This window comes from Paenactinomyces guangxiensis, from assembly GCF_016055185.1.
Lineage (GTDB): Bacteria > Bacillota > Bacilli > Thermoactinomycetales > Thermoactinomycetaceae > Paenactinomyces > Paenactinomyces guangxiensis.
Window position 1 is genome coordinate 51748 of sequence record NZ_JAECVR010000020.1, and the last position, 14688, is coordinate 66435.

General features: G+C 46.5%; 16 protein-coding genes. 6 read left to right on the forward strand and 10 right to left on the reverse strand.

Going from position 1 to position 14688, the window contains the following annotated elements:
• Positions 1 to 58 precede the first annotated feature (58 nt).
• On the reverse strand, positions 59 to 547 hold the full coding sequence (locus I8U27_RS16445; protein WP_181753750.1) for a CarD family transcriptional regulator: 489 nt from the start codon (positions 545 to 547) through the stop codon (positions 59 to 61).
• A 237-nt stretch (positions 548 to 784) separates the two neighbouring features.
• On the opposite strand from I8U27_RS16445, the gene I8U27_RS16450 reads away from it, so the two are divergent.
• Positions 785 to 1183, forward strand: coding sequence for a DUF1573 domain-containing protein (locus tag I8U27_RS16450; RefSeq protein ID WP_181753748.1), 399 nt, complete (start codon positions 785 to 787; stop codon positions 1181 to 1183).
• Between the two features lie 361 nt (positions 1184 to 1544).
• On the opposite strand, the gene pssA is transcribed toward I8U27_RS16450, so the two are convergent.
• The 9 genes from pssA to I8U27_RS16495 form a co-directional block, all read right to left on the reverse strand.
• Positions 1545 to 2258: a CDP-diacylglycerol--serine O-phosphatidyltransferase gene (gene pssA, locus I8U27_RS16455; protein WP_181753746.1), complete on the reverse strand. Its 714-nt coding sequence runs from the start codon at positions 2256 to 2258 to the stop codon at positions 1545 to 1547.
• Positions 2259 to 2364: 106 nt separating this feature from the next.
• The gene (gene disA, locus I8U27_RS16460; RefSeq protein WP_181753744.1) at positions 2365 to 3444 is read right to left on the reverse strand and encodes a DNA integrity scanning diadenylate cyclase DisA; all 1080 of its coding nucleotides are present in this window, start codon (positions 3442 to 3444) and stop codon (positions 2365 to 2367) included.
• A gap of 6 nt (positions 3445 to 3450) precedes the next feature.
• Positions 3451 to 4818 (reverse strand): DNA repair protein RadA, encoded by a 1368-nt coding sequence (gene radA, locus I8U27_RS16465; protein WP_181753742.1) that lies wholly within the window; start codon positions 4816 to 4818, stop codon positions 3451 to 3453.
• A 96-nt stretch (positions 4819 to 4914) separates the two neighbouring features.
• Positions 4915 to 7362, reverse strand: coding sequence for an ATP-dependent Clp protease ATP-binding subunit (locus I8U27_RS16470; protein WP_220186015.1), 2448 nt, complete (start codon positions 7360 to 7362; stop codon positions 4915 to 4917).
• A gap of 58 nt (positions 7363 to 7420) precedes the next feature.
• Positions 7421 to 8506 carry a protein arginine kinase gene (locus I8U27_RS16475; protein ID WP_181753740.1) on the reverse strand — a complete coding sequence of 362 codons (1086 nt, stop codon included), beginning with the start codon at positions 8504 to 8506 and terminating at the stop codon, positions 7421 to 7423.
• 11 nt (positions 8507 to 8517) lie between these two features.
• Positions 8518 to 9042, reverse strand: coding sequence for a UvrB/UvrC motif-containing protein (locus I8U27_RS16480; RefSeq protein ID WP_181753739.1), 525 nt, complete (start codon positions 9040 to 9042; stop codon positions 8518 to 8520).
• Between the two features lie 6 nt (positions 9043 to 9048).
• Positions 9049 to 9519, reverse strand: a complete 471-nt coding sequence (locus I8U27_RS16485; protein WP_181753737.1) for a CtsR family transcriptional regulator — start codon at positions 9517 to 9519, stop codon at positions 9049 to 9051.
• A gap of 134 nt (positions 9520 to 9653) precedes the next feature.
• Complete coding sequence (locus I8U27_RS16490) at positions 9654 to 10343, reverse strand: MgtC/SapB family protein (RefSeq protein WP_181753735.1); 690 nt, start codon at positions 10341 to 10343, stop codon at positions 9654 to 9656.
• Positions 10344 to 10398: 55 nt separating this feature from the next.
• Positions 10399 to 11061: an HAD family hydrolase gene (locus I8U27_RS16495; RefSeq protein WP_181753733.1), complete on the reverse strand. Its 663-nt coding sequence runs from the start codon at positions 11059 to 11061 to the stop codon at positions 10399 to 10401.
• Between the two features lie 241 nt (positions 11062 to 11302).
• On the opposite strand from I8U27_RS16495, the gene I8U27_RS16500 reads away from it, so the two are divergent.
• From I8U27_RS16500 to I8U27_RS16520, 5 genes are all read left to right on the forward strand, one after another.
• Positions 11303 to 11452, forward strand: coding sequence for a hypothetical protein (locus I8U27_RS16500; protein ID WP_181753731.1), 150 nt, complete (start codon positions 11303 to 11305; stop codon positions 11450 to 11452).
• 127 nt (positions 11453 to 11579) lie between these two features.
• Positions 11580 to 11783 (forward strand): hypothetical protein, encoded by a 204-nt coding sequence (locus I8U27_RS16505; RefSeq protein WP_181753729.1) that lies wholly within the window; start codon positions 11580 to 11582, stop codon positions 11781 to 11783.
• A gap of 26 nt (positions 11784 to 11809) precedes the next feature.
• Positions 11810 to 12685, forward strand: coding sequence for an ABC transporter ATP-binding protein (locus I8U27_RS16510; protein WP_198065895.1), 876 nt, complete (start codon positions 11810 to 11812; stop codon positions 12683 to 12685).
• A complete protein-coding gene (locus I8U27_RS16515; RefSeq protein ID WP_198065896.1) occupies positions 12669 to 13478 on the forward strand; it encodes an ABC transporter permease in 810 nt (269 codons plus the stop codon). The genes I8U27_RS16510 and I8U27_RS16515 overlap by 17 nt, the downstream gene beginning before the upstream one ends.
• 311 nt (positions 13479 to 13789) lie before the next feature.
• On the forward strand, positions 13790 to 14623 hold the full coding sequence (locus tag I8U27_RS16520) for a sensor histidine kinase (protein ID WP_181753727.1): 834 nt from the start codon (positions 13790 to 13792) through the stop codon (positions 14621 to 14623).
• The last annotated feature ends 65 nt before the right edge of the window (positions 14624 to 14688 follow it).

Consider the following 14688-nt stretch of genomic DNA (forward strand, 5'->3'; position numbering starts at 1 on the left):
TGAAAACCCGAATATACAATTTTCCTGTGATTTTTTTGTAACAACAGAAAATCTTGAATCAGGCATCACGGGTTATAACGATATGATCAATAAGTTCAAACGCCTGTTCTTCCTTGAGGTTTCTCGCGAGAGCCAGTTCGCTGATCAAGATCTGCTTGGCATTATCCAACATTTTGCGCTCTCCGGTAGAAAGGCCCTTCTCTTCTTCGCGAAGCATCAAAGACCGTACTACGTCGGCCACTTCATAAATATCTCCGCTCTTCATTTTGTCCAAATTGGCACGATAACGGCGATTCCAATTGGTCGTGTCATTTACATCCTGAGTGCGCATCCTTTCAAGGACCCGCTCCACAGTACTTTCGTCCACAACCTCCCTGAGACCGATGCTCTCCACATTTTTCATCGGGACCATCACTTTCATATCTCCGATGGGCATGCGCATCACATAGTACTTTTGTCGTTTTCCCAGGATCTCTTTTTCTTCAATTGACTCAATGACCCCGGCACCGTGCATCGGATAAACCACCTTGTCGCCAATATTGAACAAATCGATCCACCTCCAAAAAGGGCAATATCTATTTCCAAGATATCACAAAAGGGATCGCGAGTCAACAAAATTAAAAATTATTATATTAGCATATTCCTATTTAAACCGTCAACAACTTTTTTGTTTATGAGCACAACTTATTCTTTGGCTGCGAATTTGACACCATGAAAGCGCCATCTATATAATAAACATAGCAAAAACTTCGGCACGGAATCCCTGGAAAATGAGGTGAAAGGCATGAGTGAAGAGAACCATTTTCACTCCTTTCAACAGCAAGTGGGAGATCTTCTCTTAAGACACCGCAGCTTTTTGGATGTTACTTCCAAATTTCAAGAATCAAACGCCCGGATCAACCGCGCTTTAATGAAAGCTGTTACCGACTGCGGCTGCATTGAAGTAGAGGCCCGCCGCCAGTCTTTTCCGAAAGCAGCTTCCGTTTCAGAGTGGAAAGAACAACTAAAGACCCACCTGTCCGGAGAATTATGCGACCATTGTCTTGATGTCGTCAAGTCGGAAATGGGTAAAAACCTGTTTTACCTGACCGCATTGTGCAATCTGTTAGATATTCGTTTACTTGATGTGATTAAGCAGGAGTCCAATAATTTGTCTACTCTGGGAGTTTTTACTCTCCGCTAGAAGATCTCCGGAGTCTGGAAGGATTCACCTCTTAACCCGTACTATGCCCATTATACTCCAAATCTATGATCAATTGAAATATATTTAACAAATAAATAAAATATTTTGAACCTGTTGCTTTCTCCATCTTTGAGCACAGGTTGCACCTTTTAGACTGGCCCGTTCTCTCTTGCGGGTGCTTACAACTAAAAGTATGGAAACATTAAAACCCGCCATTTAAATGAAAGCGCATGGAACGTGCCTTTGATGAGATGCTGGCTGTTTGCAGCGGGAAGTCCGCTATTCATATTAAAAACAACCCTGCTCTCCTTATTCAGGGTTGTTTTTGCCAGTTGATTGTTATATTCAGTCATGAATATTTTTACTTCAGATCCTCAACCGGATCATCATTCGCCTCTCCCCGCCGTTTACGGTCAATCGCTTTTTTCACCCCGTACAGTGCATACAGGGCCAGAGGAATGAACATCACTTTTGGCAGTTCGCGGGGATATAAAATAGCTGAAACAGCAACGGCAATCAAAAAGAGAGGCGCAAACCAATACGCACTTTTTGGTACTCTCATTTTATTAAATTTAGGGTATTTGATCTGGCTGACCATCAAAAAAGATAAAAACAGCATCGCAAACATAAGAATGTATGCATTGGCTACATATTCGTTATAGATTGCCATAGTGGCGAGAATTCCGCCCGCAGCCGTGATCGGCAAACCGATGAAATAACCGGGCTTTCCGGGACTTACATTGAAGCGGGCAAGACGGAGGGCACCGCAGATCGGAAAAATAGCCGTGACCAGCCAGCCCTGGGGACCTGTATCTTTTAATACGGATACATACATAATGATTGCCGGAGCTACCCCAAATGAAATAACATCAGATAATGAATCCAATTCCTTCCCGAATTCGCTTTCCGTATTCAGCATCCGGGCAACCCGGCCATCCAGGCCATCCAGTAACATTCCTATAATGACCATAATTGCAGCGTACTGCCACGAACCCTGAATCGCTAAAATTATAGATATAATACCGAGAAATAAGTTCCCAACTGTAAAACAACTGGGCAATGCTCTCGCAAACATAACAGGGAACCTCCTAAATGGAATGAGTACCGCTTAAGGTGGCTGACTGCATGCCTCCTTTCGCTGTTTTCGCTCAATTTATTGTAGTGGTTTCATTCTAGGTTATTTAGATATGTCTGTCAATAAAGACCTGCTCCTGAATTCGCTTCAAACCCTCTTTAATCGTTCTGGCACGCACATCTCCGATCCCTTCTACATCATCCAATTCTTCAATGCTGGCAAGCATGATGCGCGGCAATGTTTCAAAGCGACAAATTAAATTTTCAATAATATTTGCCGGCAGGCGGGGGATTTTATTCAGGATCCGATACCCGCGCGGGGAGACAGCCTGCTCCTGGATATTAATATTTCCAGGAAATCCAAGAATCCGTACTAAATTTGTATACTCCAGCAAATCGTCTGCAGAAAGTTTACTCAGTTCCTCAAATACTTCCTGGGGTTTTACGCATTCCGGATTCTGACAGTAATCTCTGATCAGCAGCTCTGCCTCATCCTCCACATTGGAAACCAGCTCTTCCAGCTGCATGCTAATCAAACGACCCTCTGTCCCCAATTCATGAATATAGGTTTCAATTTCACGTTTAATGCGCAGGACCATCTCCACTCTCTGTAAAACTAACGCTACTTCATGTAATGTAACCAATTCTTCAAATTCCAACGCACTTAAATTGGTGGTTGTCTGATCAAGGACCGACTTATACTTTTCAAGCGTCTGGATTGCCTGGTTTGCCTTGGTTAAAATTACTCCTATATCCTTCAGGGCGTAACGGAAATTTCCTTTGTATAATGTAATAATATTTCTCCGCTGTGAAATAGACACCACTAATTTCCCGGTCTGTTTTGCTGTTCGTTGTGCGGTGCGATGGCGAATTCCCGTCTCAGTGGAAGGTATGGCTGAACTGGGGACTAATTGGGTATTGGCATATAAAATTCGTTTACCGTCATTACTTAAAATAATCGCTCCGTCCATTTTGGCTAGTTCATAAAGATGAGCAGGCGTAAAGGGGCAATCGATGTGAAATCCGCCATCAACAATTTCACGAATCGTTTCATCATAGCCCATGACGATCAGCGCACCTGTTTTGGCTCCCAGAACATTGTCAAGCCCCTCACGAAAAGGGGTTCCGGGAGCGAGGAAGCGCAAAATATCACTGCTCAACCGATCTTTTTTCCCTTCTTCTTTCACGTCTTATTACCCTCCCAACGCCACTTCCAATGCTTGTTCCAGTGTGCCCACCCCAACAAGTTCCATTCCCTGTGGCGGAGTCCAGCCACGACGGTTTTTCTCCGGAAAAATAACACGTTTAAATCCCATATTGTTTGCCTCTGCCACTCTTTGTTCAATGCGGGAAACTCCCCTGACTTCACCAGTCAATCCCACTTCCCCGATGAAAAGGTCATGGGAAAGAGTGGGACGGTCCCGAAAACTGGAAGCGAGACTGACCGCGATGCTCAGGTCAACGGCTGGTTCATCCAGACGCACTCCCCCGACCACATTGACGTAAGCGTCTTGATTTTGCAGAAAAAAACCAAGCCGTTTTTCCAGTACAGCCATAATCATTGTTACTCGGTGATGATCTACGCCTGCAGCCATTCGTTTGGGAGTCGCAAAGCTGGTGGGGGTTACCAGAGCCTGTAATTCCACGAGAACGGGACGGGTTCCCTCTATGCTCGCAGCAACTGCTGTTCCGGGTACTCCCACCGGCCGGCCTGACAAAAACAATTCGGAAGGATTGCCAACCTCGGCAAGGCCCTCTTCTTTCATTTCAAATACTCCAATTTCATTGGTGGAGCCAAACCGGTTTTTTACCGCCCTGAGAATCCGGTAGGTATGATGCCGCTCCCCTTCAAAGTAGAGGACTGAATCAACCATATGTTCAAGCATCCGCGGTCCGGCAAGGGCACCGGATTTGGTGACATGTCCAACGATGATAATGGCAATCGCCCGCTCTTTGGCCCAGCGCATCAATTGACCGGTGCACTCTCGTACCTGGGATACACTTCCCGGGGCGGATGTAATGTCCGGATGGAACATTGTCTGGATCGAGTCAATGACGACCAGCTTGGGAGCGGTCTCTTCCAACAGTTGTTCCACTGCTGTCAAGTCGGTTTCAGAAGCAACCATCAGCTTTTCGTGCAGTGCTCCCAGACGGTCGGCACGCAGCCGAATCTGCTCGGTCGACTCTTCACCGGAAACATATAAAATCGGCATTCCCCGCCCGGCCAATTGGTGTGTTGCTTGTAATAACAAGGTGGATTTGCCTATTCCCGGGTCCCCGCCGACCAGAATGAGAGAGCCTGGTACCAGCCCGCCCCCGAGAACGCGGTTCAACTCTCTCAATCCCGTATCAAAACGGGGTTGATCCAGTTTTTCGACCTGAGTGATCGGTGTTGCTTGTTCTCTTTTTGGTCTCAGTCTAATCGCTGTTCCCGGAACATGAGACTGTTCTCTCTCCTCCATTATCGTGTTCCAGTTTCCGCAACCCGGACAGCGTCCCATCCACTTAGGGGTTTCATATCCGCATTCCTGACAAACAAATCTCGTTTTTTTCTTTGTCACAATCCGTCCTCTATTCAATTTCGATTATTTTTCTCTCACTCATTATAGCAAATTCAATAGCAAAAACATCCCCGCGGGAAAGGGGATGTTTGATCGTTAAATGGCCTCAGTCGGCTTCACATCGGTCTTATCGACAGTCAGTCTCCCGTCCTTCACATCGATTGTCACCGTATCCCCTCGCTGAATATTGCCACGAAGCAATTCTTCAGAGAGACGGTCTTCAATATGCTTTGTGATGGCTCTTCTGAGCGGCCGTGCACCATAAGTGGGATCAAAGCCTTCTTTGGCAAGGTGCTTTTTCGCCTCATCGGTCAGCATAAAGTCGATGTCTTGTTCTTTCAGGCGTTTTCGCAGCTCTTCAGCCATAAGAGAAACAATTTGTTGCAGGTGTTCTTCTTTTAAAGAGTGGAAAACAATCACATCGTCAATCCGGTTTAAAAACTCGGGGCGGAAGTTTTTCTTCAACTCTTCCATTACATTTTGTTTCATTTGTTCATATTCATCATTATTGATATCCCCGGTCGTAAACCCAAGGCGTGTATTTTTCCTGATGGTGGAAGCACCTACATTGGAAGTCATAATGATGATGGTGTTGCGAAAATCAACCGTCCGTCCTTTACCGTCAGTGAGACGGCCGTCTTCCAGCACTTGCAAAAGAACATTAAACACTTCCGGGTGTGCTTTTTCAACCTCATCGAAGAGAACTACCGAATACGGTTTGCGGCGAACCTTCTCTGTCAGCTGCCCGCCCTCTTCATAGCCTACATAACCGGGAGGTGAACCGACAAGGCGGCTTGTCGTGTGTTTCTCCATGTATTCGGACATATCGATGCGAATCATTGCATCTTCGTCCCCGAACATTGCTTCGGCAAGAGCCCTCGCCAGTTCTGTCTTCCCGACTCCGGTCGGGCCAAGGAAAATAAATGAACCAATCGGGCGTTTGGGGTCTTTCAATCCCGCACGCGCACGACGGATCGCCCGCGCAACCGATTTGACCGCTTCCTCTTGGCCGATCACACGATTGTGAAGGATGCTCTCCATGTTCAGAAGACGTTCAGATTCTTCTTCAGCCAATTTTCTCACCGGAATTCCCGTCCAGTTGCCGACGACATCAGCAATATCTTCTGCGGTTACTTCGGAATCCGTCTTTCCCTGAACTTGCTTCCAATTATTTCGGGTGATTTCCAGTTCTTCACGCAATTTTTGTTCCTTATCACGCAGGGAAGCCGCTTTCTCAAACTCCTGGCTTTGTACCGCTGCATCCTTCTCTTTCTTCACTTCTTCCACCTTTTGTTCCAATTCCTTCAACTCTGGCGGAACGGTGAAAGAAGAGAGGCGGACTTTTGAAGCAGCCTCATCGATCAGGTCAATCGCTTTGTCAGGGAGATAACGGTCGGTGATATATCGGTCAGACAATTTTACTGCCTGACGAATCGCCTCATCCGTTATTTTGACCCGATGGTGTGCTTCATAGCGGTCACGCAAGCCTTCAAGAATGAGGATCGCTTCCTCTTTAGTGGGCTCATCGACGGTGATTGGCTGGAAGCGCCGTTCCAGTGCGGCATCTTTTTCAATATACTTGCGGTATTCATCCAGTGTCGTTGCACCTATACATTGTAAATCACCGCGTGCCAGAGCCGGTTTTAAGATATTGGAGGCGTCAATGGCTCCTTCTGCGCCTCCAGCTCCGATCAGAGTATGCAGCTCGTCAATGAACAGGATGATATTTCCTGCCTGGCGAATCTCATCCATGATTTTTTTCAGCCGGTCTTCAAACTCACCCCGATATTTGGTTCCGGCGACAACGGTTCCCATGTCAAGGGTCATCACGCGTTTACCCCGCAATGTTTCGGGAATTTCCCCATCCACGATCCGCTGTGCCAAACCCTCAGCTATTGCCGTTTTCCCGACTCCCGGTTCACCGATAAGAACCGGATTGTTTTTGGTACGGCGGGAAAGAACTTGAATCACTCGTTCAATCTCTTTGCTTCGGCCGATGACCGGGTCCAAGTTGCCGTCTTTAGCCGTAGCCGTCAGATCACGGGCCAGACTATCCAGAGTTGGCGTGTTGACATTGGCATTGGGCCCTTGATGGCCGGAGACTGATTCACTGTTTCCCAACAGTTGCAATACTTGCTGTCTGGCTTTATTCAGGCTGACACCCAGGTTATTGAGTACACGGGCGGCCACTCCTTCTCCTTCACGAATCAGCCCCAGCAAAATATGCTCAGTCCCGACATAGGTGTGGCCCAACTTCCGCGCCTCGTCCATCGATAATTCAATTACTTTTTTGGCACGTGGAGTATAGGCAATATTGGTGGGTTGACCCTGTCCGCGTCCAATCAGGCTCTCCACTTCCTTATGGATTTTTTCCAAACCCAGGCCAAGGGCAATCAACGCTTTAGCTGCGATTCCCTCACCCTCGCGGACGAGGCCAAGTAAAATATGCTCGGTTCCAATGTTGCTATGCCCCAGACGCACAGCTTCTTCCTGTGCCAGTGCCAGCACTTTCTGCGCACGTTCTGTAAAACGGCCAAACATCATCATCTATACACCTCGCTTTATTTCTGTGAAAGCATGTCTCGGGAGAGAATATTAGATTTCAGACCGATTTGTCCTTTTGTTCCATCGCCAATCGTTCCATAATCATCCTTGAACGGCGAATATCTCTTTCTTCAGCGTCTAATCGCTGCCCTGCGTACTGTTGCAAAAAACCGGGCTGAATCATAACCATCAGCTCATTCATCACACTTGCCGACACACCTCGAATCAGTCCGAGATCAATTCCCAACCGCACATCGGACAATCTTTTCATTGCCTCTTTGGAATCGATAATTCGCGAGTGGGCCAGTATTCCGTAGGACCGGTGCACACGGTCCTCCATTTGAATGGACGAGACTTCCAGGAGACGTTGCCGCGCCGATTGTTCATGTTGGATCATCTGGCCGACAACTCCCTGTAACTTATCGATAATTTCCTCCTCTGATTGACCGAGGGTTACCTGATTGGAAACCTGGTACAACTGCCCGAGCGCCTCGCTCCCTTCACCGTAAATTCCCCGCACAGCCAAACCGACCTGGGTGATCGCCGGCAACAGTCGGTTGAGCTGCTGTGTCATGGCCAGGGCAGGCAGATGAACCATCACCGAAGCCCGTATGCCCGTTCCCACATTGGTTGGACAACTGGTCAGATAACCGCATTGATCATCAAAGGCGTAAGAGAGTTTTTGCTCCAGCCAGTCATCAATATGGTTTGCCATTTTCCAGGCTTCTTCCAATTGCAGTCCCGGAAACAGACATTGAATGCGAATGTGGTCTTCTTCATTGATCATGATGCTGATGGATTCATCTTTACTCAGCAGAACCGCTCCATGAGGCGACTCTTCAGCCAGCATCGGACTGATCAGATGTTTTTCAACCAACACCCTTTTTTCCAATTCATTTAAATCTTTCATGCGGATCAGTTCGGCATCTTTTAAAAGAGGAAGGTGATTTTGTTCCTTCTCCCAGGTCTCTTCCACCACCCGGACAATTTCTTCAGCCTGGGAAGAGGTACTCAGCATGGGAAACGGAAAACCGGTCAAGTTACGCGCAACCCGTACCCGACTGCTAAAAACAATATCAGATTGCGGACCCTTCACTCGCATCCATTCACTGATCGCATTTTGCATAAAATGTTCAAGTGACATGGAAATTCCTCCTACTGCTCTAGTCTTTCTTGTAATGAGCGAATTTGGTCACGCAATTTGGCCGCTTCTTCAAACTCTTCCGCTTCTACTTTATGAGCCAGTTCTTCTTTTAGTCTCTCCAGTTGACGGCGGAGCTTTAATTCACCTTTCGTCCGCTCCGGAATCTTCCCGCGGTGTGAAGAATGTCCATGAACTCTGCGCAGCAGCGGAACAAGGCGGTCTCTAAAGGTTTGATAACAATCTGAACAGCCGAAACGTCCGATTTTGCTGAATTGGTTATAAGTCAACCCGCAGGTGGGACAGCGGGTTATCTGAGTTTTCATCGCAGACCCGTGACCCGTCTCAGATGCTGACGGTTCAAAATTTAAGAGTCCGGATAATAGTTGATGAAAAGAAAACCCGTTTTCAAAACCGGGCATGTATTCTCCTTTTTCCTGGGCACACACTTCGCACAAATGAAACTCCGTCTTATTGCCATTAACGATCTTCGTGTAATGAAGTGTTGCCGGCCGTTTTCCGCACTCCGGACAGAGCATCGGCCGTCACTCTCCTTTACTCGTAAATATTGTCGTAATCATCATCCGCATCATTCGTGCTCTCATTTGATCGCGAAGCGGGATCGGCAACTGCAACGTCTCACGTGAAACCAAACGCCGCATCAACAATGCTTCACGGGGTGTCATCAAATTTTCCTCCAACAACCGGGATATCACGTGTTCCGCGGTTATTTGAGGAATATGATCCCCGATTTTTTGCAAGAGATCTTCAAACGTATCCCGGGGAGTTTTCAGGCGAACTTTTTGAATACGAATAAATCCGCCGCCTCCTCTTTTACTTTCCACGATGTACCCTTTCTCAATCGTAAAGCGGGTGCTGATCACATAATTAATTTGTGAGGGTACACATTGAAAAGTATCTGCCAGTTCACTCCGTTTGATCTCTATAACCCCACTGTCACTCTCATTGAGTATTTTTTTTAAATAGCGTTCAATGATGTCCGAAATGCTACTCATCGGACAACCTCCTGCTGACTTTGACTAACTTTGACCTTCGTGATACCTATTATAAATGATGCATTGCCGATTGCCAAGTCCCCCCTTTGATTCATTACTCATTTTCCCTTATCTTTTCCTTTTTCATACCTTCTTCACTCCGTGCGGACCGTTTTCACTCCCTTCACTTTTCGTATTTCCTCACATAATTCAGCAAGGGTAATTTTCTCCGGCAAGCGAACATGAAAGGTGATTCCCAGATAATGATCATCTTCTTCCCCTTCATCCATATTCACCTTGCGAATACTTCCGCCATTTCGGGCGATCAGGGAGGCCAGTTCCCCTAACTTTCCCGGGTCGTCCGCCACGATCAGTTGAATGATGCGTAAACGGCGCTTTTTAATCAAAATTTTCTCCAAACGGTTCAGAAGCTCCAGGCTGACCAGAACGAGGACGGTGGTTAAAGCAGCTCCAAACATAAACCCGGTTCCCACCGCCAGCCCGATTCCGGCCACCACCCACAGGGAAGCCGCCGTTGTGAGGCCTGTCACCGAGACTCCGTGCCGCAATATAGTGCCGGCACCCAAGAAACCGATGCCACTGACAACTTGCGCGCTGATTCGCGACGGGTCAAACTGGACATTTTTTTGTCCCATAAAATCGGAAAATCCATAGATTGAAATCAACATAATCAGTGCGGAACCAAGACTTACCAGGATATGAGTACGGAATCCCGCAGGGTGATTGTTTTTCTCCCTTTCCCATCCAATCAGCCCTCCCAGTATCCCGGCGACAAAAAGGCGAAAGGCAATCTCCCAATAGGGAAGTGTCCAGACAGTTTGCATTTCAGGTCCCCTCCCTTGACAAACTAAATGCCGGAGAGAAGCCCCGGCATTTTTTCTAAACAGAGATAATCGTTAACAGATCTTTAAATGCTTCAATTTTATAATCTGCCACGGCCAATTCATCCTCCTCCCCAAACCGGGGGAAGCCGGCGTAACGGCAGCCAATGACTGTCAGATTATTCTCTCTCCCTGCTTTGACGTCCGAACTCCGGTCCCCGACCATATAACCTTCTGTGATTCCGGCATTCTGTTTACAAATTCTTACTAAATCCACTTTGCTTTTTGTCTCATGATCACCGGCTGTATAAATATCTTGAAATAAGTCAATGATCCCTTTAGATTCCAGAGCCCCGCGTACATAGGGACCAACGCCGTTACTGGCAATAAAAAGTCCCCAGCCCGCTCGCTGCAATTTCCGCAAAGTTTCTTCAACTTCCGGAAACAGTTCACCTTTTCCCTGTTCAAGCAGTTCCAATTCTTTTTCCAACATGATTCGATCAGCTTCTGCTTTTGTCAGGGGATCTGCTCCGGGCATCAGCTTTTGCCAAATTTCATCATGAGTCAGTCCAAACACAGATTGAATTTCCATAACAGAAGGAGCAGGGCCCGAATACCTTCCCTTTTCCTTCAGATAACGGAATGTTTCTTGAAAAGCAGGTACAGCTACTTTTTCTGTTTGAAATAATGTACCATCCAAATCAAAGATTATTGCTTTCAATCCATACACCTTCTTTACTGTTTATATTTCGCCAATTTCCGTTTAACATACTCCATGATCACTTACTATGACAACCCTTTCTTATTAGTATATTTTTCACTGTGAGAAAAGGCTAAACCTGAGAAAATTTATTTATTACCTGCAAGTACTAAAATCAAAAAATAAATTGACAAAGATGTGACTTGAATATAAAATTTAAATTACTCAAAATCACAATCGTTTTTGAAAGGAGGTCGTCGTGATGAAAACAGTTCTTTTAAGTACTTTTGCTGTCAACGGGGTTCGTATGCCCATTTTCGGTGATACGGTTCTTTCTCCAACAGCATATATGAAACCGCCAGACGGCCTCGGTGATCAAACGATTGTTTACCAGCACTCATTTGCTCAGTAAAAACAATCACCACAGGCTCTGCGGGGCCTGTGGTTTTTTATTCCCTTTTTATATGACACCACAGGCTTACTGTTCAGTTCTGATGGTGTTTTTTGTTTTTACTGAGATGAAAAGGAGAAGATGACAGATGTTAAAAGCCATTATCTACACATTTCCCAAGGAACGGGTACGCGTGAAAAATGAAGCCCCGCCATCATTTGCGGCAGGTAATAATGCAAATTTAACCAATTACTGGATGATAGAAGGCCCCCGCTCCTATCGCCAGAGTATTCTCAACGACAAGATACGAAGCTCACATTTGACCCGTTCCTATCTCGGTTACTGGATATAATTTTCTTTCTGTGAAAGGATGTGAGATTGAAGACAATCACGATTGAGAAAGAGACAGGACAACAATCTCATTCAGCTAGCCTGTCAGTAGCGATCCACTGCCATCAGGTCAGCAAAATGTTTTATGAGACGGTGAAAGGAAGCCGTTCCTGGAAAAACGCTTTCCTTGGACAAAAGCGGCAGTTAAAAGCGGTTGACCATGTCTCTTTTGATGTTTACCGCAATGAAGTGTTCGGCCTGTTGGGACCTAACGGGTCAGGAAAATCAACTTTAATCCGTCTTCTCTCCACCCTTCTGTTTCCGGACAGCGGTAGGATGACCGTGTTTGGCTACGATGCGGTTAAAAACCAACAGGAAATCCGGCGCTTGATCAACCGGGTTTCGGTGGAAGCTTCCTTTTTCAAAAAGTTATCGGCCATGGAAAATTTGCGCTATGCCGCCCGCATTTACAGCCTGTCGCAAGAAGAGGGAGGGCAAAAAGCATTCTATATTTTATCACGTTTAGGAATTAATGAGGAAAAAGCACACACTTCACTTGAAAACTTATCGCGGGGAATGCAGCAAAAAGTAGCGATTGCCCGCGCACTGATGACATCTCCTACTTTAGTGCTGCTGGATGAGCCAACCACCGGCCTCGATCCCAAGTCAAAACGGGATGTGCAGGAGTTTGTGGAAGAAGTGATGGATACCCATGATGCGACAATCATCCTGACCACGCATGATATGGATGAAGCTGAGCGATTGTGTGACCGGATTGCCATCATCGACCAGGGGAAAATTGTGGCTTTAGATACGGCGGAAGGCTTAAAGAAACAAATAGGAACAGATTCTCTCGAAGATGTTTTCTTCCGGTTGACAGGAAAATCATGGGAGGATGTGCAGGCTGATGAAGATTGTGAATGAGTTGAACGGAATGTATGCCTTTGTTGAACGGAGTTTCAGTTTGATTCGGAGATATATCGCCTGGGAGGTTGTATTTCTTTTCTACAACGTCGTCAACACCTTAACAATCGGGCTGATCGGGCTGATGCAGAAAAACCCCGAAAAGCAGGGAGAGATGGTTCTTTTTCTCGTGGTTGGAGCCCTTTTCTGGGGATTTATGTCCGTTCTGTTTGAGGAGGTATCCAATTCAATCACCTGGGAACGCTGGGAAGGAACGATTGAATATACCTTTATGGCTCCGATCCGCCGGATAACTCATTTATCCGGGATGTGCCTGTTTGCCGTCCTGTATGGGATCTTTCGTACTACAATTGTTTTAACAGCTGTCGCCCTGTTTTTCGATCTCACTCTGGGGAAATCAAACCTTTTGTCAGCCCTGTTCGTGCTGGTTGTTGCCAGTCCGGCTTTTATGGGCCTGGGATTGATCGCTGCCGTCCTGCCGCTGCTATCTCCGGAGCGGGGGGCCCAGGCGACCCATATCATCCAGGGGGTAATTCTGCTCGTCTCAGGGATCTACTATCCTGTCCATTACTTGCCGGAATGGTTACAACCCCTTTCCTGGATCTCGCCAGGAACCTACGCCCTCGACTCAGCCAGAGACGCCCTTTTAAACGGGGCAACCATCCCGGAAATGTGGCCGAATCTGCTCGCTCTGCTTATCATCGGAGCCGCCTTAATCCCATTTGGACTTTGGATTTTCTCTGTCGCTGAAAAATATGCCATGCGGACCGGCAAGTTAAAACGAAATGGATAAATGAAAGGACACAGAATAGATTTAATTAGTGGAACAGCCGGAAACAACAACTCCGGCTGTTTTTTCTGTGCAAGTGTTTATGGGCAATCAAGCGGAAAAATCATATTTGGGGCGAGTGACTCTAGCTCCCGCTACGGAACGGAGCCCTAAATATGATTTCGGAGCGGTGCCAACCAGACAAACTTTCATCCCGGTGTTGTACCGACAAGCCATGATCGTTTTTTCGCCGGACTTTCAAAATTTTAGCAGGAAGTAACCTTGAAACTGCTTTAAGATAGTATCTGTAATCATCAAACAGTGGAGTGATCCCTTTGTCGTATAGGCAACTGAAGTGGCTCATCCTCATCATTCCCACTCTTGTCATCGGATTGTGGGAATACTTGCGTCATCAATTTTTGCTTCCGTATATATCAATGGAGCTGGGAAACTGGTTGTCTCCCGTCATTGTATTTATCGTTACGATTACCTTTCTGCGGCGGCTTTTTATGATCTATGAACATATGCAGGAGCAACTGAAAACAGAGCGGGAGGAAAAAGCGATATTGCAGGAGCGGGAGCGAATCGCCCGTGAGCTTCATGATGGCATCGCCCAAACTCTGTTCCTCTGTTCTGTTCAGATAAACCGCTTAAAAGAAAAACAGCCTGACCCCGGGTGGACAGAGCTGGATAAAAGCTTGCGCCAAATTCATGATTATGTACGCCATTCGATCTCCAATTTAAAAAATCCGCCACATCTAAGTTCGGCGAGCTGGCAAAAACGAGTGGAGGAACTGATCAGCCAATTTCAACTCGATACGGGTATTTCAGTTCACCCTTTCTTCCAACTGAACGAGGCAAATCTGCAACCCAAAGAAAAAGTGGAACTGTTTTCCTGCATCCAGGAAGCGCTTACCAATATCCGCAAACACGCCCATGCTGACCATGTATGGATTCAATTAACGGGAAACGAGGCAAACTGGTGTCTGAAAATTGAAGATGATGGTACAGGGTTTCAAACAGACCCCTTCCGGCAATCCAATCGGTTTGGCTTGAGAATTATGCGCGAACGAGTTCAGGAAATAGGCGGGACTCTTCTTTTTAACCGGATGGCCGGAAAAACACAACTCGTGATCAAAAAGTCCTGCGGTAATATGTCAAGCCATTGAAACAGGGAAATTGGAAATTATAAAGCCCCTGTTATCTAAAAAAGGCAAAACTTAAGAAACCCAGT